General features: G+C 58.2%; 21 protein-coding genes and 1 tRNA gene. 7 read left to right on the top strand and 15 right to left on the bottom strand.

What is annotated here, in order from left to right; translation table 11 throughout:
• Positions 1–30: 30 nt before the first annotated feature.
• Genes E5180_RS03860 through E5180_RS03850 form a run of 3 tightly spaced genes read right to left on the bottom strand, consistent with a single transcriptional unit; the run spans position 31 to position 3,415 of the window.
• Positions 31–1,383, bottom strand: a complete 1,353-nt coding sequence (locus E5180_RS03860; RefSeq protein WP_138923238.1) for a cytochrome P450 — start codon at positions 1,381–1,383, stop codon at positions 31–33.
• Entirely contained in the window at positions 1,380–2,606 is a 1,227-nt protein-coding gene (locus E5180_RS03855; protein ID WP_138923237.1) for a hypothetical protein, read from the bottom strand. The genes E5180_RS03860 and E5180_RS03855 overlap by 4 nt, the downstream gene beginning before the upstream one ends.
• Before the next feature lie 56 nt (positions 2,607–2,662).
• Complete coding sequence (locus tag E5180_RS03850; protein WP_138923236.1) at positions 2,663–3,415, bottom strand: cytochrome c biogenesis CcdA family protein; 753 nt, start codon at positions 3,413–3,415, stop codon at positions 2,663–2,665.
• A gap of 104 nt (positions 3,416–3,519) precedes the next feature.
• Between E5180_RS03850 and E5180_RS03845 the strand changes: the two genes are divergently transcribed.
• Positions 3,520–3,747 (top strand): sulfurtransferase TusA family protein, encoded by a 228-nt coding sequence (locus tag E5180_RS03845; RefSeq protein ID WP_138923235.1) that lies wholly within the window; start codon positions 3,520–3,522, stop codon positions 3,745–3,747.
• 85 nt (positions 3,748–3,832) lie between these two features.
• Here the strand turns inward: E5180_RS03845 and E5180_RS03840 are convergent, their stop codons facing one another.
• Positions 3,833–6,727 (bottom strand): Rne/Rng family ribonuclease, encoded by a 2,895-nt coding sequence (locus tag E5180_RS03840; protein ID WP_138923234.1) that lies wholly within the window; start codon positions 6,725–6,727, stop codon positions 3,833–3,835.
• A gap of 565 nt (positions 6,728–7,292) precedes the next feature.
• Between E5180_RS03840 and E5180_RS03835 the strand changes: the two genes are divergently transcribed.
• The gene (locus E5180_RS03835) at positions 7,293–7,577 is read left to right on the top strand and encodes a hypothetical protein (protein WP_138923233.1); all 285 of its coding nucleotides are present in this window, start codon (positions 7,293–7,295) and stop codon (positions 7,575–7,577) included.
• 21 nt (positions 7,578–7,598) lie between these two features.
• Here the strand turns inward: E5180_RS03835 and E5180_RS03830 are convergent, their stop codons facing one another.
• The 5 genes from E5180_RS03830 to purC are packed head-to-tail and all read right to left on the bottom strand — an operon-like array spanning position 7,599 to position 12,446.
• Positions 7,599–8,933: a sigma-54-dependent transcriptional regulator gene (locus E5180_RS03830; RefSeq protein ID WP_093732330.1), complete on the bottom strand. Its 1,335-nt coding sequence runs from the start codon at positions 8,931–8,933 to the stop codon at positions 7,599–7,601.
• Between the two features lie 4 nt (positions 8,934–8,937).
• On the bottom strand, positions 8,938–10,698 hold the full coding sequence (locus E5180_RS03825; RefSeq protein WP_093732331.1) for a sensor histidine kinase: 1,761 nt from the start codon (positions 10,696–10,698) through the stop codon (positions 8,938–8,940).
• Positions 10,699–10,734: 36 nt separating this feature from the next.
• Positions 10,735–11,403, bottom strand: a complete 669-nt coding sequence (gene purQ, locus E5180_RS03820; RefSeq protein WP_138923232.1) for a phosphoribosylformylglycinamidine synthase subunit PurQ — start codon at positions 11,401–11,403, stop codon at positions 10,735–10,737.
• Positions 11,403–11,633, bottom strand: a complete 231-nt coding sequence (gene purS / locus E5180_RS03815) for a phosphoribosylformylglycinamidine synthase subunit PurS (protein WP_138923231.1) — start codon at positions 11,631–11,633, stop codon at positions 11,403–11,405. Before purS ends, purQ begins: the two co-directional genes overlap by 1 nt.
• A 51-nt stretch (positions 11,634–11,684) precedes the next feature.
• A complete protein-coding gene (gene purC / locus E5180_RS03810; RefSeq protein WP_093732334.1) occupies positions 11,685–12,446 on the bottom strand; it encodes a phosphoribosylaminoimidazolesuccinocarboxamide synthase in 762 nt (253 codons plus the stop codon).
• A gap of 223 nt (positions 12,447–12,669) precedes the next feature.
• Here purC and bmt point away from each other — a divergent pair, with 223 nt between their 5' ends.
• Positions 12,670–13,683, top strand: a complete 1,014-nt coding sequence (gene bmt, locus E5180_RS03805) for a betaine--homocysteine S-methyltransferase (protein WP_138923230.1) — start codon at positions 12,670–12,672, stop codon at positions 13,681–13,683.
• Here bmt and E5180_RS03800 read toward each other — a convergent pair.
• A complete protein-coding gene (locus tag E5180_RS03800) occupies positions 13,680–14,765 on the bottom strand; it encodes a PA0069 family radical SAM protein (RefSeq protein ID WP_138923229.1) in 1,086 nt (361 codons plus the stop codon). The genes bmt and E5180_RS03800 overlap by 4 nt on opposite strands.
• A gap of 203 nt (positions 14,766–14,968) precedes the next feature.
• Between E5180_RS03800 and E5180_RS03795 the strand changes: the two genes are divergently transcribed.
• Together E5180_RS03795 and E5180_RS03790 are read left to right on the top strand one after the other, a co-directional pair.
• A complete protein-coding gene (locus E5180_RS03795; protein WP_138923228.1) occupies positions 14,969–15,667 on the top strand; it encodes a corrinoid protein in 699 nt (232 codons plus the stop codon).
• Positions 15,668–15,732: 65 nt separating this feature from the next.
• Entirely contained in the window at positions 15,733–16,371 is a 639-nt protein-coding gene (locus tag E5180_RS03790) for a DUF1638 domain-containing protein (protein ID WP_138923227.1), read from the top strand.
• A gap of 60 nt (positions 16,372–16,431) precedes the next feature.
• Here the strand turns inward: E5180_RS03790 and E5180_RS03785 are convergent, their stop codons facing one another.
• On the bottom strand, positions 16,432–16,842 hold the full coding sequence (locus E5180_RS03785; protein ID WP_138925106.1) for a SufE family protein: 411 nt from the start codon (positions 16,840–16,842) through the stop codon (positions 16,432–16,434).
• 120 nt (positions 16,843–16,962) lie between these two features.
• On the opposite strand from E5180_RS03785, the gene E5180_RS03780 reads away from it, so the two are divergent.
• Complete coding sequence (locus E5180_RS03780; protein WP_138923226.1) at positions 16,963–17,484, top strand: hypothetical protein; 522 nt, start codon at positions 16,963–16,965, stop codon at positions 17,482–17,484.
• Positions 17,485–17,519: 35 nt separating this feature from the next.
• Here E5180_RS03780 and rnd read toward each other — a convergent pair whose 3' ends face one another.
• From rnd to purM, 3 genes are all read right to left on the bottom strand, one after another.
• Entirely contained in the window at positions 17,520–18,677 is a 1,158-nt protein-coding gene (gene rnd, locus E5180_RS03775) for a ribonuclease D (RefSeq protein ID WP_138923225.1), read from the bottom strand.
• 73 nt (positions 18,678–18,750) lie between these two features.
• Positions 18,751–19,347: a phosphoribosylglycinamide formyltransferase gene (purN, locus tag E5180_RS03770; protein ID WP_138923224.1), complete on the bottom strand. Its 597-nt coding sequence runs from the start codon at positions 19,345–19,347 to the stop codon at positions 18,751–18,753.
• A complete protein-coding gene (gene purM / locus E5180_RS03765; RefSeq protein WP_138923223.1) occupies positions 19,344–20,390 on the bottom strand; it encodes a phosphoribosylformylglycinamidine cyclo-ligase in 1,047 nt (348 codons plus the stop codon). The genes purN and purM overlap by 4 nt, the downstream gene beginning before the upstream one ends.
• Before the next feature lie 136 nt (positions 20,391–20,526).
• On the opposite strand from purM, the gene E5180_RS03760 reads away from it, so the two are divergent.
• Positions 20,527–20,603, top strand: a tRNA-Ile gene (locus tag E5180_RS03760).
• A 121-nt stretch (positions 20,604–20,724) separates the two neighbouring features.
• Here the strand turns inward: E5180_RS03760 and E5180_RS03755 are convergent.
• Positions 20,725–21,525 (bottom strand): hypothetical protein, encoded by an 801-nt coding sequence (locus tag E5180_RS03755; protein WP_138923222.1) that lies wholly within the window; start codon positions 21,523–21,525, stop codon positions 20,725–20,727.
• Positions 21,526–21,918 lie beyond the last annotated feature (393 nt).

The following is a 21,918-nucleotide window of genomic DNA, read 5'->3' as shown; positions in this document are numbered from 1 at the left end:
TAGCGCATCTATTCCCGCGATGATATATCGTTAGCGCCGGACAAAACGCAGCAAAATGCCATCTTTTGACCGAACCGTCAGATGAGCGACCGGAACAGGTGGCTTTTCGCCGACAACCTCAATGCGGTAGTCGCGCAAGATGCGCGACAAGATCAATGGCCCCTCTACCATGGCAAACCCTGCGCCCGGACAGACCCGCGCACCGGCGCTAAAGGGCAGATAGGCCTCGCGCTGGCATTTCTTGCCGTTCTCGCTGTGCCAGCGCGCCGGATCAAACCCGTCGGGGTTGTCCCACAGACGTTCATGCCGGTGCAGGTGCCACGGGCTGATGACCACTTGCGCCCCCCGCGCCACTTGGCGATCCCGAAAGGTCGCGGGGCAGCTTGCCTCGCGCACCATCATCGGAACGGGCGGATACAGCCGCAGCGCCTCGCGGAAAACATCACGGCTTTGCCTTAGCTGCCCCATGACAGCAAAATCACACTGGTCGATCACCTGCGCCTCGTCGGCCAAACGGTCCTGCCAGTCGGGATGCGTCGCGACCAGATACATCGCCCAAGCGAGAGCCGATGCACTGGTCTCGTGGCCGGCAAGAAAGAAGATCGCGACTTGATCGACCATCTCGTCCGTGGTGAAGGTAGAGCCATCTTCGGGGTCAGGGGTCGTCATAATCTTGGTCGCCAGATCGTCTGGTGCGGTGCCTGCCTTGATCTCCTCCATGCGCTGCGCTGTCAGTGCGGTGATCAACTGACGGATCTTGGCAGCGCTGCGTTTTGTATTTTGTCGAAACAGACGCGGCAGCCAACGCGGCAACGGGACAAACGCCGCGATGTTCAGGATCGGTTGGCTGCGCTGGTAGGTTTTGAATTCGTCAAAGACCTCGCTGGCCATATGGTGTTCAATGGGAATCGAAAACAGCGTGCGAAAGATCACATCCGCTGCCGCGTGGCTCGTCTGTGCCTCGACCTCTAGGGGTTCACCGTCATGGGGGGCCAGCCGCGCCGCCGCCGCCTCTGCCGCGTCCCAGATCGCGGGGAATGTTTCGCGCAAGCGCCCACCCTCGAACGCAGGATCAATGATACGCCGCTGGCGCTTCCAGGTTTCACCGTTGGTCAGGAAAACTGAGTTGCCAAGCAGCGGCCGCAACCCTTCGCTGATCCGGTTGGACTTGGGGTAGTCGTCGGGGCGCGTCTTGAGCACGGTCTGGATCAGATCGGGTTGGTTGATCAGATAGCTTCGGAAAAATGGCGTTTTGAATTCCGCCATCCACGCACGATACAGCCGCGCGGGCTGCGCGGACAGGATGTCTTGCCGGAATAGCTTGGCATAGCGCCACAGAGACACTTTCGCGGGCCGGCTTTCGGGTTTGGGCGGCAGTGTCATGGCGCGGTCGAGGTGAATTTATTCACCGGTTTCACGATGCGGGATCGCGACGCGGGACGTTCGGCATAGCGTTCGGCCAAACTGTGCGGACCTGCGGTGATCTGGAAATAGTCGTAGTCCTTGGGCGCATCAAAGGCACAGAGGTATTGGAAATGCAGCCGGAAGAACCGCCAGCGCAGCGCCTTCCAACGCGCCGGGGTCAGCGATTGGGTGAAGGCCGCAGAGAACACCAGCGGCCAGCGTTTATCTTCGGGGGCCACGCCCGACACTGCAACCGGATCGCACAGCGCAAATGCACAGCCGTCGCCGGGGGCAGTCACGTCGACCCAGGTAAGCGCGGCGCATCGCGAAAGATAGCGTAGATCGGCGCGCAGACGGTGGGCATCCCGCAGGAAAGACACCATCGGGACCACCTGCCCCAATGTCATAAAGGCCAGTTTCGGTCCCTCTGCCGGTACCCTGCCCGCGCGGATCAGGTCGGCAAGGATCGACACCCCCAGATGCGCGCCCGACGAATGGCCCACAACCAGCACCTCGTCCACGCCAGACTTCAGCGCCTGCACGATTGCATCGCCAAATTCGGTCATGCGGGTTTCAAGCGCGGGCGGGTTCGCCCCCCGCGTCGCAGCCCCGAAGGCATAGTCATGCATCAGATAGTAGGCATAGAACTTGCCATCGTGCTTTTTGAACCACCGCAGCACCTGCCAACCAAGGCCCACACCAAGTGCGGCGACGATGCCCTTGAACCACGCGGGCCCGCCAAAGAATGTCAACGCAGTGTACAAAAGCTTGCCCGCAAGTACAGCGATCAGCAGTTGCAGCAGCAGCATCCCGACTGGATAGAGCGCCGCGATCACCGGCCCCTTGCGCAACTGCATCAACCGCCACAGCGCACCAGAGGCGATATACACCCACGCCGTTTGCACCAGCTGCCCATAGGTCGCGAGGATCGAGTTGCTCATCGAGATGCGCACGATGTCGGACCAGACGAGCACCTCGACCTTGGTCTCTACATCAACGCCATCGATATGGGCGGCGACGTTCCAACCATAGTTCCCGCCCTCCGTTTTGGGCGACAAGGCAATCTGATAATCCGATATCCGCGCCTGTTCGCCGCCTTCCTTGCGGTAAAGCTCGCGGTAGCGGCGCGGATGAATGGGGTCATAGCCCGGGATATAGAAAACCCGTCGCGTTTTGACTGTCTGCTCTATGTTCTCGGCCATCGTTCACCCTGTATTTCACCGCAGCTTAAACAGGTTTTCCGGCAAGAGTAAGGCGCTTAACCCAAGGATCCCAAGGCAGGAAATGTTTCCAGAAGCCAGAAAGAGAAAGTCGTGAATGCGCCCGTCAGCAACGCCAGCCCAACCACGATCAGCAATATGCCCATGCCCCGTTCAATCAGCCGCATATATGGTTTAATCCGGTTCATCAGGCGCGTGGCGCGGGTGATGAACATCGCGGCCAGCAAGAACGGAATACCAAGCCCCGCCGCATACACACCAAGCAGCAAGGTGCCACGTGTCACAGATGCTTCGGAAGCCGCAAGCGACAGGATCGCACCAAGCTGTGGCCCGATGCAGGGCGTCCAGCCAAAGGCGAAAGCGAGGCCCAGAATATAGGCACCAAAAGACGTGCCGCCCTTATCACCAGCATCCAGACGCGCCTCTTGGTCCAGAAACGGAATACGGAACACGCCTAGAAAGTGCAGCCCGAAGATGATGACGACGATGCCAGACAGTCGCGCAAACAGAACCTGATTTTGCAGGAAGAACGCCCCGAAAATCGACGCGGTAAAGCCAAGGATTAAAAAGACTGTACTGAGCCCCATGACAAAGAACAGCGCCGCAATCACCGCCTTGCGTCGCGCAGCTGCGACCGACGACATGTCGTTCAAGGTCACGCCGCTCATATAGGCGAGGTACGGGGGCACGATTGGCAAAACGCAGGGGCTCAGAAAACTGATGATCCCTGCGGTCAGCGCGATGAGTATGGCGGGCAAAAGTCCCGCGTCGATCAGGTCAAATCCAAACATGACCCAAGCCTTAATCTGCTTTGTCCAGCGCGTCACCTGCTGTTGCGCGTGAACCCTGTCACAAGGTTGTGGACGCGCTGAAACATGTCGCCTATTTGAGACTTATGACAGATAAAAACTTTCTCGATGCGACGGGGCTGCTGTGCCCCCTTCCCGTCCTTAAGGCGCGTAAACGCCTGCAATCACTGGCTTCTGGTGATTTGCTGACGGTTCACGCAGATGATCCAGCCGCGATTATCGACATTCCACATTTCTGCACCGAGGCAGGTCACAGCCTTGAAACTGCGTTGATGGACCAAACGCCGCAGGCCTATGTAATCCGCAAAAAGTAAACGCAGGTTTAATCGAAAACAAAAAAGGCAGACCCGAAGGTCTGCCTTTTGTCGTTTTAGTGTTCCGCATTGTAGGGCACGGTACTTAGCCGCCCAAGGACCACCAGCCGCGCCGCTTTGGCTTGGCGGGTTTTTCGGGCTGGGCCTGCGGGGCCACCTGAGGCTGCGGCACTTCGGTCATGGGGGGCTCCGGCTGAATTTCCTGCGCGGCAGGGATTTCAGTCGGGGTGCTGTCGGGCACCTCGGTCGGGGCCGGCGTTGGCTCTACCTCGGCAGGCTGCGACGGCTGCGCGGGGGTCGGTTCCGGCATCGGGATCGGCGTCGGTTCCTTTGCGGGCTCAGGCGTCGGCGCGTCGGGCGTTACCTCTGGCTCTGGCTTGGGCTCGGGGGTTGGCTGCTCTTGCGGAGTAGGCGTTTCCTCGGGCTTTGGCGCGTCTTCAGCGGCATCTACGGGCGCAGCTTTGGGCTTGCGCGTGCGGGTCCGCTTGGGCTTGGGCGCTTCTTCTGCTGCGTCAGCATCCGCAGGTGCCGCATCAGCGGCGTCGGATGTCTTGGCGTCCGTATCTACCGTTGCTTCTGCCGCGGCATCTGCCTTGGGTTTGCGGGTTCGGCTGCGGGTGCGCTTGGGTTTGTCCTGCGCTGTGGCGTCGTCGTTCGTCGCCTCTGCAGGAACGTCGGCTTTCGCCTCTACGGTGGCGTCCGATTTATCCGCATCGCTGGAACTACCGTTGTCACCGTCGGAATCGGTATCATTGTTCTCACCGTTGGCCGCATCATCGCCGTTAGCCTTGCCACCCCGACGCCGACGACGCCGACGACGGCGCTTGGGTTTGCCCTCGGCATCGTTGTCATCGTCAGACCCGCCCTGCTGGTTCTGCGTGCCATTGCCATTATCCGTGGGCTCGGCGTCGGTTGTTTCAACCTCGGCCTCTGCCTCTGTAGCAACCTCGAGTTCCATATCATCGATCTCGTCCATGATAGATGTATCCACCGACACCACATGTTCAATCGGCGTTACAACCCGTGTCGCGGTCTTGAACTTTTCAAGCGAGAAATCGGGGCTGACCAAAGCAGGGTCGCCTTCGATGCGAACGGACATGCCGTAGCGCCCTTCGATATGGGCGATATGTTCACGCTTTTGGTTCATCAGGAAGTTGGCGATCCCCACGGGCGCGGTGATCAACACTTCGCGCGACCGTTTGCGGGTGCCTTCTTCCTCGATCTGGCGCAGGATCGACAACGCGAGGTTGTCGTCCGACCGGATCAGACCAGTGCCGTGGCAGGCGTGGCACGGCTGTGTCGTCGCCTCGATCATGCCGGGACGCAGACGCTGGCGCGACATCTCCATCAGGCCAAAGCCCGAAATACGGCCAACTTGAATACGCGCACGGTCGGTTTTCAGCTTATCCTTCATCAATTTTTCGACGGCGGCGTTGTTACGACGCTCGTCCATGTCGATAAAGTCGATGACGATCAGACCGGCGAGATCGCGCAAGCGCAGCTGGCGTGCGACTTCGGCAGCGGCTTCAAGGTTGGTCTTGGTCGCGGTCTGTTCGATGGAACCTTCCTTGGTCGCCCGGCCCGAGTTCACATCGATCGCAACTAGCGCTTCGGTCACACCGATAACGATATACCCGCCTGACGGTAGTTGAACCGTGGGGTTGAACATGCCCGACAGGTAGCTTTCGACCTGATAGCGTGCGAACAGCGGCAGCGTTTCGCTGTAAAGCTTCACGTTCTTGGCATGGGACGGCATGATCATCTTCATGAAGTCCTTGGCGATGCGGTAGCCGCGTTCGCCTTCGACAAACACCTCGTCGATCTCGCGGTTATAAAGGTCGCGGATCGAGCGTTTGATCAGGTCGCCTTCTTCGTAAATCTTGGCCGGCGCGATGGATTTCAGCGTCAGCTCGCGGATCTGTTCCCACAGGCGCTGCAGGTATTCATAGTCGCGCTTGATCTCTGCCTTGGTGCGCTGTGCGCCCGCGGTGCGTACGATCAGACCGGCACCCTTGGGCACCTGAATTTCGTTCGCGATCTCTTTCAACTTCTTGCGGTCCGCCGCGTTGGTGATCTTGCGGCTGATGCCGCCCCCACGTGCAGTGTTGGGCATCAAAACGCAGTACCGGCCGGCGAGCGACAGATAGGTTGTCAGTGCGGCACCCTTGTTGCCGCGTTCTTCTTTTACGACCTGCACCAGCAGGATTTGACGGACTTTTACGACTTCTTGGATCTTGTAACGCTTGGGCCGTGGCTTGCGGGCGGTACGCAGATCGTCGTGATCATCGTCATCCGCTACGGATTCGATGCTGTCATCCTTAGCAGACGCGTCGGTGGCTTTGGGATCGTCGTCAGCGTCATCCGCATCATCGCTGTCATCGCGATCATTGTCATCGGACTTGGCCGCGTCGCCGTTTGCATCAACTTGTTCGCCAGCGGCGGTATCGTCGTCCTGCGCAGGCTCTTCGACGGGCGTTTCACCGACCCGCTCCATCGGAGAGGAGCCTTCGTCGTCGTCCAGGTCCACGGTCTGCATGCCGTTGATCTGATCGCTGTCTGTGGTGTCCGCGTCTTTGCTGACAGTGGCATCATCAGACACAGTGTCTTCGGCCTTGGTCTTGCTGCGGCTGCGCGAACGGGTGCGGCGCTTGGGCTTTTCGTCTTCGTCTTCTTTGGCGGCCTGCGCTTCGGCGTAGGCGCGCTCTTCCTCCATCAGCGCCAAACGGTCGGCGACGGGGATCTGGTAATAATCAGGGTGAATTTCTGAAAAGGCGAGGAAACCATGACGGTTGCCGCCATAATCCACGAACGCCGCTTGCAACGAAGGTTCAACCCGCGTGACTTTCGCGAGGTAGATGTTGCCAGCTAGCTGGCGTTTATTCTCTGATTCAAAGTCAAATTCCTCGACCTTGTTTCCGTCGACCACAACAACGCGAGTTTCCTCAGCGTGGGTGGCATCGATAAGCATTTTCTTAGGCATAAATCCATTTTGCACAGCTGCGCAGACAGCAAGCCCGGTGGGGCGCTGCGAGGCAGGGTATGTCTTGTCAGGGCGATGGGTGACGCGGCTAAAACAGGGCCCCTAAGGCCGCCTGTCTGTCTGCTCTTGGCGTCTGCGCGCGTCATCGCGGTTCTTCTCCGACATGGGTGCTGCGTAACGCGCCCCCATATCCACTAATTAACTGCAACTGACCGGGCAAAGGCACGGCCTAATCGTCAGCGGTTCTTGAGCCTTTTTTAAGGGCCTAATCGGTCTGCCTGGTCACCACATGCCGGGGAACCGAGGCATCGAAACTGTCTGGGGTCTGGTTTGCCATCCAAAGAGGCAAACAGCCCTTCCTACAATTAACGGCAGAAGGGACCAAATGACAATGGGAAATCGCGTATTGCGGTTCTACAGCTACGCGATACTAGAAGGTGTACCCACGCCTTGCGCCCTTGCTTGACAAGGGTCTGCGCTATGGGAAATGCTCGGTCAGCGGGATTACGCCGCGCGGCGTGCTGCCTGACATTTGCACAAAATAAGACACATAAGGATAATACGAATGCATATTTCCCTGCGCACAGCGCTTTGCCTACCCTTTTTAGCGCTGGCCGCCTGCGAAGACATGAGCGCCACAGGCAGCAGTGATCCTCAGGGCCCTTCAAAACGCAGCTGCATCCGCGCAGTAGAAACGCACACGGGCATTTCAGGTGCGTCGATCAACACGACCATCCCGATTGTCGAAACCGGCCAGCATATCATCGACCTGCCAGGCAGCCCGTCCTGGACCTGCTACACCGATGAAACCGGTGCAGCACGTGAGTTGATCGAAACGCGACTTGGCTGACCTAGCCCCCGTTTGCAGCGCTCAGAGATAATCCGAGCGTTGCAGGCCGTACTTTGCCATCTTTTCGTTCAGGGTCCGGCGTGGCAGGCAGAGTTCTTCCATAACGCTCGCAATGGACCCTTTGTGCCGGCGCATGGTGTTGTCGATCAACATACGCTCGAACGCTTCGACATACTCTTTCAGCGGTTTGCCGTCCGTGGTCATCACCGGCTGCATCTCTTCGTGGTCGGACATCAACAACGACGCAATAGAACCGGACCCGCGACGCGACTGCAAAACAGCGCGTTCGGCCACATTAATCAGCTGGCGCACGTTACCGGGCCAAGGCGCTTGCAACAGTTGCGCGGCCTCTTGTGCTGAAACCTGCGGCGTCTCGCAGCCGTATTCATCCGCGAATTCTTCGGACAGACGGGTGAAGAGCGTCAGGATATCCTCGCCCCGCTGGCGCAGTGGCGGCACAGTGATGCGCAGGGCGGCCAAACGGTAGAACAGGTCAGAGCGCAGCGCATCTTCGGACGTGCGTCCAGCCTCTTGCAGGTTTGAAATCGCAACGATACGGGTTTCCGCAGGCGTGCCCTGATCATTGATCGCACTTAGTAACCGCGCTTGCAGCGTCTCGCTCAGCGCCTCGATACCCTCAAGCACCAAAGTCCCACCGCGTGCTTCTTCGATCGCGGGAAGCTGGGCATCTTCGGGCATCATCGGGCCGAACAGACGTTTGCTCAGCGCATCTTCTTCCAGCGCGCCGCAACTGACCAAGACGAATTTTTTACCCGCGCGCGATCCAACAGCATGCAAAGCGTGCGCCACCAGTGTCTTGCCTGTACCGGTCTCACCGTCGATCAACACGTGCCCATCGGCCTGCCCCAGATCCAGAATATCCTCGCGCAAGCGTTCCATCACCGGCGAGCCACCGATGAGCTTTTTCATCAGCTGACTGCCATCCGACAGTTCGCGGCGCAGGGCACGGTTGTCCATCACCAGCCGGCGTGCGTTGGTCGCCTTTTTGGCCAACTCACTCATCCGGTCGGGATTGAACGGCTTTTCCAGAAAATCAAACGCGCCGACGCGCATGGCTTCTACCGCCATCGGCACATCGCCGTGGCCGGTAATCATAATCACGGGCAACGCGCTATCGGTGCCCATCAGCTTTTTCAAAAACTGCATCCCGCCCATACCGGGCATCTTGATGTCAGAAATAACGATACCGGGATAGTCGGGCCCCAACGTCTTTAGCGCATCCTCGGCGCTGCCGAAGGTTTCGGTGTCATACCCCGAAAGCGCCAGCCACTGGCTGATCGACTGACGCATATCTTGTTCATCATCAACGATCGCGATTTTCATTACCTGAGCCATTGGTTTACTCTGCCGCCTGTGTCTTCTCTGTGCTGTCCATGATGGGCAGCTGCATTTCAAAAACCGCACCGCCATGCTGGCCGTTGCGGGCTGTCAGCCTGCCCCCCAGATCGGATACAATACCCGACGAGATCGCAAGCCCCAGCCCGACACCATCGCCGGGCTGTTTGGTCGTGTAAAACGGCTCGAACAGGCTATCGAGATCTTCGATCCCGGGGCCATTGTCGCGCACGGTAAGCGTCGCCGTCTCACCCGCTGATAGTATAATCTCTACCGTCGGGTTTCGTTCCGATTTGGTGGCATCCAATGCGTTGCGCAAGAGATTGACCAGTACTTGTTCGATCCGCATGCGATCGCCCATCACCTGCACCGGGTCCGACGGGAGGATACGATTGATCTGCACCTGACGTTGACGTAGCTGCGGTTCCATCATTGACAAGGCAGAGCCAAGGGCTTCCTCCATATCAAAGGGGGAAAACTGCTGCTGGCCCTTGCGCGCATAGCTTTTGAGCTGCCGCGTGATGGCCCCCATACGTTCGATCAGATCGTCAATACGCCCGAAAGATGCCAGCGCTTCCTCAAGCCGATTGCGCTGCATCAACAGCCGCGCCCCCGCCAAATAGGTTTTCATTGCCGCCAGAGGCTGGTTCAATTCGTGGCTGACAGCAGCCGACATTTCGCCCAAGGCAGCAAGCTTGCTTGATTGTTCCAGCGTTTGCTCGGCCACGGCCAGTGTTTGTTGCACCCGTTTGCGTTCCGCCACCTCGCGTTGCAGCGCCGCGTTCAACGCACGCAGTTCTGCGGATTCACGCTGGAACAATGCTGCACGTCCCGCCGTCCGGCGGCTTAGGGCATAGAAGGTCAACGCCAGCAGGATCGCAAAGCCCATCACCTCGAGCGCGAGCACCCCGTTCACCTTTTCGCGCACAGAGGCATAGGTGGTATAGCTGGTGATCCGCCAACCCCGAAACGGTATCCGCGACGATAGACGCATCACCGCCTCGCCTTGCAGATACGCATCGGCAGGCAGTGCGGTCCAGTCGGCGGTGGCCTTGATGGCCCGTTCAATCGCGCTTTGCGGGGTCTGGTTCGACAGCGCTTCGCTTTCGGTCAAGCCGCGCCAGCGCGGTTCGGTCGCCATGATGATATCGCCGGTGCTGTCGGTCACGATCACCGCGTCCGAAATACCCGCCCACGCCCGCTCAAACCGCTGCAAATCGACTTCGGCCGCGATCACACCAAGGTTCGTCCCCGCTTCGTGGATGCGGCGTGAATAGAAAAAACGATAGCCACCGGTATCGCGGGGGATCACGCTGAAGACGGTAGAATTAGAGCGTAACGCATCCACGAAATACGCTTCTTGGCGGTGCGACGCCCCCAGCCGGTTGCGGTCGGTCGCGGCGACCGTGCGCCCGTCGATGTCGTAGAGCATCAAGGAGGCAGCCCCGATTTCCTCTACGAAAGAGATCAACCGCTGGGTCGATAGGGAATAATCAGATCGGGTCAGCGCCTCTATCAAGGCGGGGTCGCGCGATAACAACTGCGGTACAATCGCGTTCTGGCGCAGTTCTGCCAGCAGGTTGCCGCTGTAGAGGGCGATCCGAAGCTCGGCGCGATTGCGCGTGCTTTCGGTAAAACGGTCCGTCAGCAGCTTGTTGGTGATCGAAATCGTGACAACCGCAAAGACCAATAGCAAAGCAACCGCCAGCCGGACGCGCCAGCTGACAGATAAAGTGGCTTCACGAGAGGACGCAGACCGGAACATGCCGGCAATCTACGCGTCCTCACCGTGGCACTCAAGTCACGCTGTGACCACAGACCCTGCCAATGCGCGGAAGAGCGCCGCCCCGTCCGTGCCACCATGCCCCGCATCCGCAGCGCGTTCAGGGTGGGGCATCATCCCCAGCACACGACGGTTGGACGACAGGATACCTGCAATGTCCGACTGCGACCCGTTGGGGTTGTCGCCATAGGTAAAGGCAACGCGATCCTCGCCATGCAGCTTGGCGATCGTATCGCCATCAGCAAAGTAGTTGCCGTCATGGTGCGCAATCGGGATATCGATCATCGCGCCGGCATCATACCCCGAGGTGTAATCACTGTCCGCCGTCGCCACGCGCAATGGCACGGTGCGGCAAATGTATTTAAGGCCTGCGTTGCGCAGCAAGGCACCGGGCAGCAAACCTGTTTCGGTTAGCACCTGAAAGCCGTTGCAGATGCCCACCACATAGCCGCCACGCTCCGCATGGGCCGCCACTTCGCGACAAATCGGAGAGTTCGCCGCAATCGCGCCGCAGCGCAGATAATCCCCGTAAGAGAACCCACCGGGTACGCCGACAATATCGACCCCGTCGGGCAGGCTGGTATCTTTATGCCAGACCATCGACACTTTGGCACCGACCGCCTTGAAAGCCACCGCCAGATCGCGGTCACAGTTAGAGCCCGGAAAAACGATGACCGCTGCGTGCATCAGCCCATCTCCACTGTGTAGGATTCGATCACCGTATTCGCGAGCAGCTTTTCACACATCACTTCGACATCCGCCTGCGTCGTGCCGTCGTTCAGATCCAGCTCGATCACCTTGCCCTGACGCACACCGTTCACGCCATCAAAGCCCATCGCCCCCAAAGCGTGGCGCACGGCCTCGCCTTGCGGATCCAGAACACCGTTCTTCAACATCACATGCACCCGTGCTTTCATGGCGCGTCCCCCTGCTTCATTTTGCAAAATAAACTCATCTCCGTCATCAGCCTAGTTGATCAACGTCGGTTTCATCATCGGTGTCGACGTCTTGGGCATGACCCCCAAACGTCGGGCGACTTCGGTGTAGGCATCCGTCAGCGACCCCAGGTCGCGACGGAACACATCCTTATCCAGCTTCTGTCCGGTTTCGATATCCCACAGACGGCAGCTGTCTGGGCTGATCTCGTCGGCGACGATCAGACGCTGGAAATCGCCCTCGTAGATGCGCCCGACCTCAATCTTGAAGTCCACAAGCCGGATCCCCACCGCCATCATCACACCGGACATGAAATCATTAACCCGCAGTGACAGGCTCAGGATGTCTTCCATGTCCTGTTGGCCGGCCCAGCCAAAGGCCGCGATATGTTCCTCGGTGACCAGCGGATCGCCAAGGTCATTGTTCTTATAGTGATATTCCACGATCGGGCGCGGCAATTGCATGCCTTCGTCGATCCCCAACCGCGTGGACAGATCACCAGCGGCATAGTTGCGCACCACGATCTCAAGCGGGATGATCTCTGCCTGACGGATCAACTGTTCGCGCATGTTCAGACGCTTGATGAAATGCGTCGGCACGCCGATGTTGTTCAAGCCCGTCATAAAGAATTCGGACAGACGGTTGTTCAGCACGCCCTTGCCTTCGATCACGGCCTTTTTCTCGGCGTTAAAGGCGGTTGTGTCGTCTTTGAAGTGCTGGACAATCGTCCCCGGTTCCGGCCCCTCATAGAGGATCTTTGCCGTACCTTCATAGATTTTCGTGCGACGGGCCATGCACATCCCTTCCAGACAACGGACCGGTTGGAATACCCATCGGCCTTTTCTAGCCTGTCACATAGTCCAAGCGCCCCTGCCGCGCAAGCACGCGCCCTGCCCTCATGGCAGCCATGCATGTAGAAACTATGGCGCGGCCTCATGACCATCATGAGAATAATGAAGTTGCTTCATGCCAGTTGTTGTGGGAAACGGCAAAATCACCCCTTTAGCGGAGCTTTTCATGTCCAATCCTCTTACCGATCTTCTGGCTGAAAAAGGCACGCTGCTGGCCGATGGTGCCACTGGCACGAACCTGTTCAACATGGGCCTGATGTCCGGTGACGCGCCAGAGATGTGGAACACGGAACAGCCGCAAAACATCATCAAGCTATACCAAGGTGCGGTTCAGTCGGGCAGCGATATCTTCCTGACCAACTCTTTTGGCGCGAATGCCTCGCGGTTGAAACTGCACAACGCTGAAAAGCGCGCTCATGAGCTTAGCCGCGTCTCTGCCGAACTGGCGCGTGAAGTTGCCGACAAGGCCGGCCGCAAGGTGATCGTCGCAGGCTCCGTCGGCCCCACCGGCGAAATCATGGAGCCGGTTGGCCCGCTCACTCACGCGCTGGCGGTCGAGATGTTTCACGAAACTGCGGACGGGCTGAAAGCCGGTGGTGCCGATGTGGGGTGGCTTGAAACCATCAGCGCCCCCGAAGAATACCGCGCCGCCGCCGAAGGGTTCAAGCTCGCGGGCCTTGATTGGGTCGGCACGATGAGCTTTGACACCGCGGGACGCACCATGATGGGCATGACATCCGAAGCGATGGTCGACATGGTACACGAGCTAGACCATGGCCCGCTGGCCTATGGGGCCAACTGCGGCACCGGGGCGTCGGACGTGCTGCGCACAGTGCTTGGTTTCGCTTCCAAAGGCATGCCAACGCCGATCGTGTCCAAGGGCAACGCCGGCATCCCCAAATACGTCGAAGGCCACATCCACTATGACGGCACACCCGAACTGATGGCCGATTACGCCGAAATGGCCCGCAATTGCGGCGCATCGATCATTGGAGGTTGCTGTGGCACCATGCCGGAACATCTGGTGTATATGCGTGCAGCACTCGACAGCCGCCCCAAGGGCGACGCTCCCACGCTGGAACAGATCGTCGAAGCGCTTGGTCCGTTTTCCTCGGCCAGCGATGGCACCGATGGCGAAGGCCCCACCCGCGCGCCGCGCCGTGGCCGCCGCCGGGGTTAATCTCCGAACAGATTCAACTGCGCGCTCGCCCGTTTGGGCGGGCGAAACAGATCGCACCGCATCGGCGGCAGTAGCGTATTTAGCCCTAAACGTTTAACGGCCAAAACGAACCGCTGCGCGATCATCTCGGCATAGGGGCCTTCCCCGCGCATCCGTCGGTGCCAATTCGCATCGTATTCCTTGCCCCCATGCATCTCGCGCAGGCGCGCCATGATCCGGCCCGCGCGATCGGGGTAATGCGTCGCCAGCCAGCCCTGCATCAAGGGCGATACCTCTCGCGGCAGCCGCAACATGATCCAGCTGGCAGCAACGGCACCGGCATCACGCCCGGCTTGCAAAATCGCTTCAAGCTCAGGGTCGGTCAACGCAGGCACCATAGGCGACGCCATCACACGCACAGGGATTCCCGCCGCCGCAAGACGTTCGATCATCTGCAATCGTCGCTTTGGCGCGGGCACCCGAGGCTCCATCAATCGCGACAACCGAGCGTCCAGAGTTGTTACCGACACCCCGACACGGCACAGCCCGCGCGCGGCCATATCCGATAGAATATCAATGTCCCGCTCGATCAGACTGCCCTTGGTGACAATGGCGACAGGATGATTGGCCTCCGACAGAACCTCCAATAACGACCGCATAATCCGGTGATCCTGTTCGATTGGCTGATACGGGTCTGTATTCGTTCCTATCGCAATCGGTGCCACTTGATATTTCTTGGCTGCCAGTTCGCGCCTTAGAACCTCGGGCGCGTCCGGACGCGCAATAAGACGTGTTTCGAAATCCAGCCCCGGCGACAGCCCCAGATACGCATGGCTTGGCCGCGCGAAACAATAGACGCACCCATGTTCACACCCGCGATAGGGGTTGATCGACCGGTCAAACGGCAGGTCTGGCGACTGGTTATAGCTGATCACACTGCGCGGCACCTCAAAGCTGACCTGCGTGCGCAAAACAGGTAACGGATCACCATCACCGTCCCATCCGTCGGCCACGGCTTCCACTGTCAGCGGCTCGAACCGGCCCGATTGGTTGCTTGCTGTGCCGCGTCCGGGCAGTCTGTATTTGCGGTGCGCCTGATCCATCCAAATCTTTTGGAACAAATTAGGAACATGGTCAAGTATATTGCCCCAACCCATTGTTTTACAGGACGATCGGGCGTAATTTCGGATCAACCAAAAGCGTCGCACGCGGTGCCGAGTTTGTCGCAATAAGCACGAAGCTTTCGACGCTTGTGTGACAAAAAGGCGCAAGCCCGCGCGGGTGAGTTAACCGATGAGGAACGACTATGTCGGATGAAGACGAAATTATCCTTGCCGATCTGGACGACGAAGAACTTGTTCAGCAGATGTTTGATGATCTTTACGACGGTCTGCGCGAAGAGATCGAAGAAAGCGTCAATATCCTGATTGCACGCGGATGGATTCCCTACGATGTCCTGACCAAAGCATTGGTCGGCGGCATGACCATCGTTGGCGCAGATTTCCGGGATGGCATCCTCTTTGTCCCCGAGGTGCTTCTGGCTGCAAACGCGATGAAAGGCGGCATGGCGATCCTCAAGCCGCTGCTGGCGGAAACCGGCGCACCGCGTGTGGGCAAGATGGTGATTGGCACTGTCAAAGGCGACATCCACGACATCGGCAAAAATCTAGTGTCGATGATGATGGAAGGTGCCGGCTTTGAAGTTGTCGATCTTGGCATCAACAACTCGGTCGAGGCCTACCTCGAAGCGATGGAAGCTGAAGGCCCGGATATCCTTGGCATGTCCGCCCTGCTGACCACGACGATGCCCTATATGAAAGTTGTGATCGACACGATGATCGAACAAGGCATCCGCGATGACTATATCGTACTGGTCGGCGGTGCCCCCCTGAACGAAGAATTCGGCAAAGCTATTGGTGCGGATGCCTACTGCCGCGATGCAGCTGTTGCTGTGGAAACGGCCAAGGAATGGGTCGGACGCAAGCACAATAACGCCAAAGCGTAAGTCATTGATGTAACAGATAAAGGCCCCTCCCGATCGGAGGGGCCTTTGCCGTTCAGGAGCCCCAAATGAAACCGCCTTCGGACTGCGATCTAACGGAAACCGGCCTGCCGCTTGCACCGCAAACGGGCCGTATTCTATTGATCGCCTGCGGGGCCTTGGCACGTGAAATTCTCGACCTGAAAGAGGCCAACGGCTGGTCCCATCTCGACCTGACCTGCCTGCCCGCCAAGCTGCATCTTTACCCCGAGAAAATAACGCAAGAAGTCCGCGCGGCTGTAATCAAACACCGCGATGCCTACGACGACATCTTTGTGGTCTACGCCGATTGCGGGACCGGCGGGCTGCTCGCGGCAGAGTGTGAAAAACTGGGCGTTCAGATGGTGGCAGGGCCCCATTGCTACAGTTTTTTCGAAGGCAACGATCGCTTCGCTACAATTTCGGAGGACGAGTTTACGGCCTTCTACCTCACGGATTTTCTGGTCCGCCAGTTCGATGCCTTCATCATGAAACCCATGGGGCTCGACCGCCACCCGGAACTGCGCGATATGTATTTCGGAAACTACGAAAAGCTGGTGTATCAAGCCCAAACCGATGACCCCGCGCTGACAGCCAAGGCGCAAACCTGTGCTGAAACGCTCGGCCTCGCGTTCGAGCGGCGCTTTACCGGCTACGGTGATCTGGAAAAGACGCTCCGGACCCTCTGATCTTCATTTTGCCAAATAAACTCAACTGGTACATCTGCGGCCGCACCCGCACGCCAGCGTTTAAACCTGCTGCGCTGCCTCGCCGCGAATCCGTTCGATCATTGCCGTCAGGCCGTTGGACCGTTGCGCCGACAGATGTTCGTTCAGCCCCAAACGCCCCATCTCGGCGCGGGCATCAACGGCCCCGACCTCGGACGCGGGCACCCCGTTATACAGCTTTTGAAGCACGGCGATTAGCCCCGACACGATCATCGCATCGCTGGCACCGTCGAAATGCAGCACCCCATTTTCGAACTGCGTGTGCAACCATACTTGGCTGGCACAGCCGTCCACTTTGGTCGCGGGAACGCGCAATGCTTCGGCCAGCGGGTCCATCGACTTGCCCAGATCAATCACGTGACGATAGCGGTCTTCCCAATCGTCCAGAAATTCGAAATCCTCGACCAGTTCTTCAAATGCCTCTGTCGCCACGGTGCGTCCCTCTTTTCGCTTGCCAAACAGGTAGGTTGCACGATGCCAAAGGTCCACCCCCTTCCCAACAGGTCCGGGATGGGTTAGTCAAATAGTACCGAAATTTCTACGGCGGACCCCATGCGCAAGACCTTTTCAGCCCTCTTGGTATCGACCCTTGTTTTGACAGGCTGTGCGACTGTGCGCGACAGCCGTGCGAACCCGTTCAATTGGTTCGGCAGTGCCCGGTCAGAACCAATCACCCGACAGGAAGCCTCTGACAATCCGTTGATTCCGCAGCGAACAGGGTTGTTTTCGTCCTCTAAGTCCAAAGAGGTTATCTATACCGGTCGCCCGTTCGAACAGATCATTGATCTCACGATCGAAGAGGTCCCCGGAGGTGCCGTGGTGCGGGCCACTGGGCGTGCGGATCGCCAAGGTATCTACGAAGTGCAACTGACGCCAGCCAACGAAGATGAACTGCCGGTTGATGGCGTCTTGACCTATCGCCTTGAGGGCATCGAGCCAAGCGAAACGGCCGCCATCGGCACAGAGCCCACGCGAGAGGTTACCGCGGGGCGCAAGCTGACAAATCAGAAGCTGGCCGGTGTGTCGTCCATCCGCGTAGAGGGCCTGCGCAACGCGCTGACATCGCGTAGGTAACCCCTAACTAACTAAAGATATCAAAAGGTTGAGCCTTAAAGCTCAACGACTTTCAGTTCGGACCCTACGGCGGTCAACGCGATCTCACCTTTGCACAAACGCAGCGCATCTTCCCCGAACACTTCGCGCCGCCACCCTTTCAGAGCATCCACATCGCGCAAACCGGCGGCAATCCCGTCAAGATCCGAAGCAGGCGCGATCAGCTTGGCCGCGACGCCCGCGCTTTCGGATTTCGCCTTGAGCAAGACCCGAAGCAAATCAGATAGGGCCGGATTGACCTGTAGCTTGTCGCGGCTGCGGTCTGGTTGCGGCATATCCGCAGGCGCGCAGTTCACACCAGCCTCTACCGCCTTGAGGATTCCATCCGCGATCTCGCCCTTGCGCGCATCGCGTAGCAATAGGCGGGCACGGCCCAATTCTTCGTGGTTTTTCGGCTTGTTACTGGCCAGCTCAACCATCGCGTCGTCCTTATAGACGCGGCTGCGCGGGATGTTGCGGGTTTGGGCATACTCTTCGCGGAAGGCCGCAAGCTCGCGCACCAGCGCCAGAAACTTTGGCGAATTGGTCCGTGTCTTGACCCGTCGCCAAGCTTCGCGCGGGGGCGTGACGTAGGTGTCGGGGCTGGTCAGAATCTCAAGTTCTTCCTCAACCCAGCGGCCACGGCCCGTCTGTTCAATCTTGCGGGCGAGAAACTCATAGATCTGGCGCAAGTGCGTTACGTCAGCAACCGCGTATTTCAGCTGCGCATCGCTCAGCGGACGCCGCGACCAATCGGTGAAACGTGATGTCTTATCAAGAGGTTGATGTGCAATTTTGCGAACCAGCGTCTCGTATCCAACCTGTTCGCCGAAACCGCAGACCATGGCCGCGACCTGCGTGTCGAACAAGGGCTTGGGAAAGACACCAGCATCAACAAAGAAAATCTCGAGGTCCTGCCGCGCGGCGTGGAAAACCTTGACCACCGATGTGTCGCGGAACAGCGTGTACAAAGGCTCTAGCGATAGGCCTTCGCTCAACGGGTCCACCAGAACGGCGTTGGACTCATCCGTGCCGGGCATGGCCAGCTGGATCAGGCAAAGTTTGGAATAATAGGTCCGTTCGCGCAGAAACTCGGTATCGACGGTCACGTAATCATACTTGGCGGCCTCTGTGCAGTAGGCGTCAAGTTCAGCGGTGGTGGTGATTGTTTTCATAACGCTACTTTGGACAGAGGAAGCCGTTCAGGCAATGGAAAAGCGCATGGTTTCAGCGCAATAGGCCGCGTGCCTAGCCTTCCAGCATTAAAAGATCGCGATTACCGCTGGCAAAGCGCCGTAGGACCGCAGGATAAAGTCGATGTTCTTGCACCAGAACCCGCGCGGCCAGATCATCTGGCGTGTCGCCGGCCATAACCGGAATGGTAGCTTGGCCCAAAATCGGCCCGTCATCCAGCGCCGCCGTGACCTCGTGCACTGTGCAGCCGTGCTGGGTATCGCCTGCCTCGAGCGCGCGGGCGTGGGTGTGCAGACCTTTATACCGTGGCAAAAGCGAAGGATGGATGTTGATCATCCGACCGGCCCAAGCATCGGTAAATCCGCCGGTCAGCTTGCGCATGAAACCCGCAAGGCAGATGATATCCGGCGCATGGGGCATCAAACGCGCGGTCAGTTCGTTTTCAAAAGCGGCGCGATCCCCTGCAAAAGGTTTATGTTCTACAACTTCGGTCGCAATGCCCCGTTCTTTGGCCCAAGCGATCCCGCCCGCATCTGCCACATTCGACACGACGACACAGGGCCGCGCGGGGTGGTCGCTGGTCATGTCTTCGACCAGCGCCCGCATATTTGACCCGCCACCGGAAAGAAAGATCGCAACCCGTTTGGTCACAGCAGGCTGCCGGTATAGGCAACGCCCGTGGTATCCGTGACGTCGCCCATTGGGTAAACTGTTTCGCCCGCGTCGGTCAGCAGCGTCGTCAGCGCATCGGCTTCGTCGGCCTTGACCACAAGGATCATGCCCACACCGCAATTGAATGTCTTGAGCATTTCGGCTTGAGACATGCTGCCAACGTCAGCCATCCATTTGAAAACACCGGGCAGTTCCCAGCTATCAAGATCAATCCGAGCACCAAGATTATCAGGCAGAACCCGTGGCAGGTTTTCGGTCAGACCGCCGCCGGTGATGTGGGCCAGCGCATGAACGCCCCCTGCCCGCACAGCCTGCAACGCCGGTTTTACATAAAGCCGCGTTGGCGTCAGCAGCACCTCGCCCAAGGTGCCGTCCGCCCAAGGGCAATCGGCATCCCAGCCCAGGCCCGACATTTCAACCAGTTTACGCACCAGCGAATAGCCGTTGGAATGCACCCCGTCCGAGGCAAGACCCAGCAGCACATCGCCCGCCGCCACATCGCGTGGCAGATCAGCGCCCCGTTCCATCGCCCCGACAGAGAACCCCGCGAGGTCAAAGTCACCTTCGGAATACATCCCCGGCATCTCGGCCGTTTCTCCGCCGATCAAGGCACAGCCCGACCCTTCGCAGCCCTTTGCGATACCTTCGATGATACGCGCCGCCTGCTCTGTCTCCAGCTTGCCGGTTGCGAAATAATCTAGGAAAAACAGAGGCTCCGCCCCTTGGCACACCAGATCGTTGACGCACATAGCGACCAGATCGACACCAACGCCATCGACATTTCCGGTATCAATCGCGATCCGCAGTTTGGTGCCAACACCATCGGTCGCGGCAACGAGGATCGGGTCGGTGTAGCCCGCCCCCTTGAGGTCGAACAGCGCGCCGAAACCGCCAAGGCCCGACATCACCCCCGGACGCTTGGTGCGCTTGGCCGCTGGCTTGATACGCTCTACCAGCGCATTGCCTGCATCAATATCAACACCCGCATCCGCGTAGGTGATCGAGTTCTTGGAGTTGGTCATGACACATCCCGCTGCCTGTTCCCTTTGCGAAAACGGGTTATAGCAGGTTGCGCAGGCGTGCAATGCACCTAAGCCACATCTACGCGTTTCTATCTCTTGACGCGCCGCCCCCGCACCCTTACCAAACCGCGCAGGCGGGCCTGTAGCTCAACTGGTTAGAGCAGAGCGCTCATAACGCTTTGGTTGCGGGTTCAAGTCCTGCCGGGCCTACCAAAACTCCGCTTTTATTCAATGTTTTCAACGATCATATGTCACACGAAATTAGATATGTGTCGCATATGATTTCAATGGCTTGCAAAGCACCTGTCACGCGGCAAGTGTAGCGCAGCGTTTCTTATTCAATGTCCTGTAGCAACTGAGAAGACCATTCTTCACTTGGAGTGATGTCAAAAGGCTCGCTCATTTTTTGGCGCAACCTTACTTGCAACTGGTCCAAAACACGGTTTGTCCGGTTCACCTTGCCCTGCATTTGACACCACTCTTCGCAGATCGTCTGGTCAGGAAATTTTGCGGCAGGCCTCGGCTTGCATGGGGTTATGTTCGCATTAGCTAATCGGTGAGTGCTGTTTCTGAGGGGGTCGCTGGCATCAAACCCAAGTGCGCTCTCAATTTCACATAGCCTTTCCCTTATTTCGTTTTCTTTTTCTTCAATTGCCTGCCTTACCACGCGACGGCGGGCAGAGATACTGATGTGGTCCATGGCTTCCGTAATAACAACTTCATCGCCAAACTCATCCAAGTCAGCAATGTTTGACCAGTCGACACGATTGAGTGCGTGACCCGCTACGTATCTATCTTTGGCTGACTTGACGCCATCATCGTCAATCACCTTCTTTAATTCAGCGATGCGGCGGTCTCGCCTAAATACCACAGACAAACCGTATGATAATTTTGACCTTATCGGCGGCCAGTCTTTGTCATTCAATGCGCGCCGTTGATCCAAGTATGCGAGCCGCAGCAAACAAATAGCACATAGCACAGCCAAAAGGACTTCGCGGTTACCCACTGTTAAGACCTCGCCCCATACCTGAACGGCGCGCTCCCAATCCATAAAATCTGTGGGGAGAAAGAGGGCACCTATAAGAGTGCCAGTCAGCGCGACAAGCCAGCCGAATTTTTTGAGCAACCAGTACATTGATAGAGGATGCCTGAACTTTCAGGGGCCGTGGAGTCCTAATCTTCTCACAACCGGCGCTTGCCTGGTGAGGCTGATACATAAGGGGGCGAATATCCTCACTTAGCAAACCCAAAAGCACGCCGAGTTCATGAAGCGAAGAGTCGGCGAGACTCAAACTGAAGCAAGCAAGAGGCCACAGAACTCAAAAAAAGAAGCCCGCCCACCGATTAAGGTGGGCGAGCAACAATTTTTCTAGTTTCAATTTTCGGCCAGATGCGAGTACATACAAACTAAGTAACAGAGTGACCCTATTCGCTTGGTCACAGCACCATATTTGGTTCCATGCAGTCCCTTGCGCACGCTCAAATTGTCCAGTTAAGGTAGCGCATCATTCCGACAGCTGTTCGTATT

Source organism: Sulfitobacter sp. BSw21498 (assembly GCF_006064855.1).
Classification (GTDB): Bacteria; Pseudomonadota; Alphaproteobacteria; order Rhodobacterales; family Rhodobacteraceae; genus Sulfitobacter.
This window is presented reverse-complemented; position numbering and strand designations above follow the sequence as displayed.

Coding starts and splice junctions, on each gene's coding strand:
- purQ (WP_138923232.1), bottom strand. CDS start 11,403: ATGCACGCAGCGGTCATCGTTTTTCCGGGCTCTAACTGTGACCGCGAT.
- E5180_RS03850 (WP_138923236.1), bottom strand. CDS start 3,415: ATGTTTGGATTTGACCTGATCGACGCGGGACTTTTGCCCGCCATACTC.
- E5180_RS03755 (WP_138923222.1), bottom strand. CDS start 21,525: ATGTACTGGTTGCTCAAAAAATTCGGCTGGCTTGTCGCGCTGACTGGC.
- E5180_RS03860 (WP_138923238.1), bottom strand. CDS start 1,383: ATGACACTGCCGCCCAAACCCGAAAGCCGGCCCGCGAAAGTGTCTCTG.
- E5180_RS03790 (WP_138923227.1), top strand. CDS start 15,733: ATGAAACCGCCTTCGGACTGCGATCTAACGGAAACCGGCCTGCCGCTT.
- E5180_RS03845 (WP_138923235.1), top strand. CDS start 3,520: ATGACAGATAAAAACTTTCTCGATGCGACGGGGCTGCTGTGCCCCCTT.
- E5180_RS03825 (WP_093732331.1), bottom strand. CDS start 10,698: ATGTTCCGGTCTGCGTCCTCTCGTGAAGCCACTTTATCTGTCAGCTGG.
- purS (WP_138923231.1), bottom strand. CDS start 11,633: ATGAAAGCACGGGTGCATGTGATGTTGAAGAACGGTGTTCTGGATCCG.
- purM (WP_138923223.1), bottom strand. CDS start 20,390: ATGACCAACTCCAAGAACTCGATCACCTACGCGGATGCGGGTGTTGAT.
- bmt (WP_138923230.1), top strand. CDS start 12,670: ATGTCCAATCCTCTTACCGATCTTCTGGCTGAAAAAGGCACGCTGCTG.
- E5180_RS03840 (WP_138923234.1), bottom strand. CDS start 6,727: ATGCCTAAGAAAATGCTTATCGATGCCACCCACGCTGAGGAAACTCGC.
- E5180_RS03800 (WP_138923229.1), bottom strand. CDS start 14,765: ATGGATCAGGCGCACCGCAAATACAGACTGCCCGGACGCGGCACAGCA.
- E5180_RS03780 (WP_138923226.1), top strand. CDS start 16,963: ATGCGCAAGACCTTTTCAGCCCTCTTGGTATCGACCCTTGTTTTGACA.
- E5180_RS03830 (WP_093732330.1), bottom strand. CDS start 8,933: ATGGCTCAGGTAATGAAAATCGCGATCGTTGATGATGAACAAGATATG.
- E5180_RS03835 (WP_138923233.1), top strand. CDS start 7,293: ATGCATATTTCCCTGCGCACAGCGCTTTGCCTACCCTTTTTAGCGCTG.
- rnd (WP_138923225.1), bottom strand. CDS start 18,677: ATGAAAACAATCACCACCACCGCTGAACTTGACGCCTACTGCACAGAG.
- E5180_RS03855 (WP_138923237.1), bottom strand. CDS start 2,606: ATGGCCGAGAACATAGAGCAGACAGTCAAAACGCGACGGGTTTTCTAT.
- E5180_RS03795 (WP_138923228.1), top strand. CDS start 14,969: ATGTCGGATGAAGACGAAATTATCCTTGCCGATCTGGACGACGAAGAA.
- purC (WP_093732334.1), bottom strand. CDS start 12,446: ATGGCCCGTCGCACGAAAATCTATGAAGGTACGGCAAAGATCCTCTAT.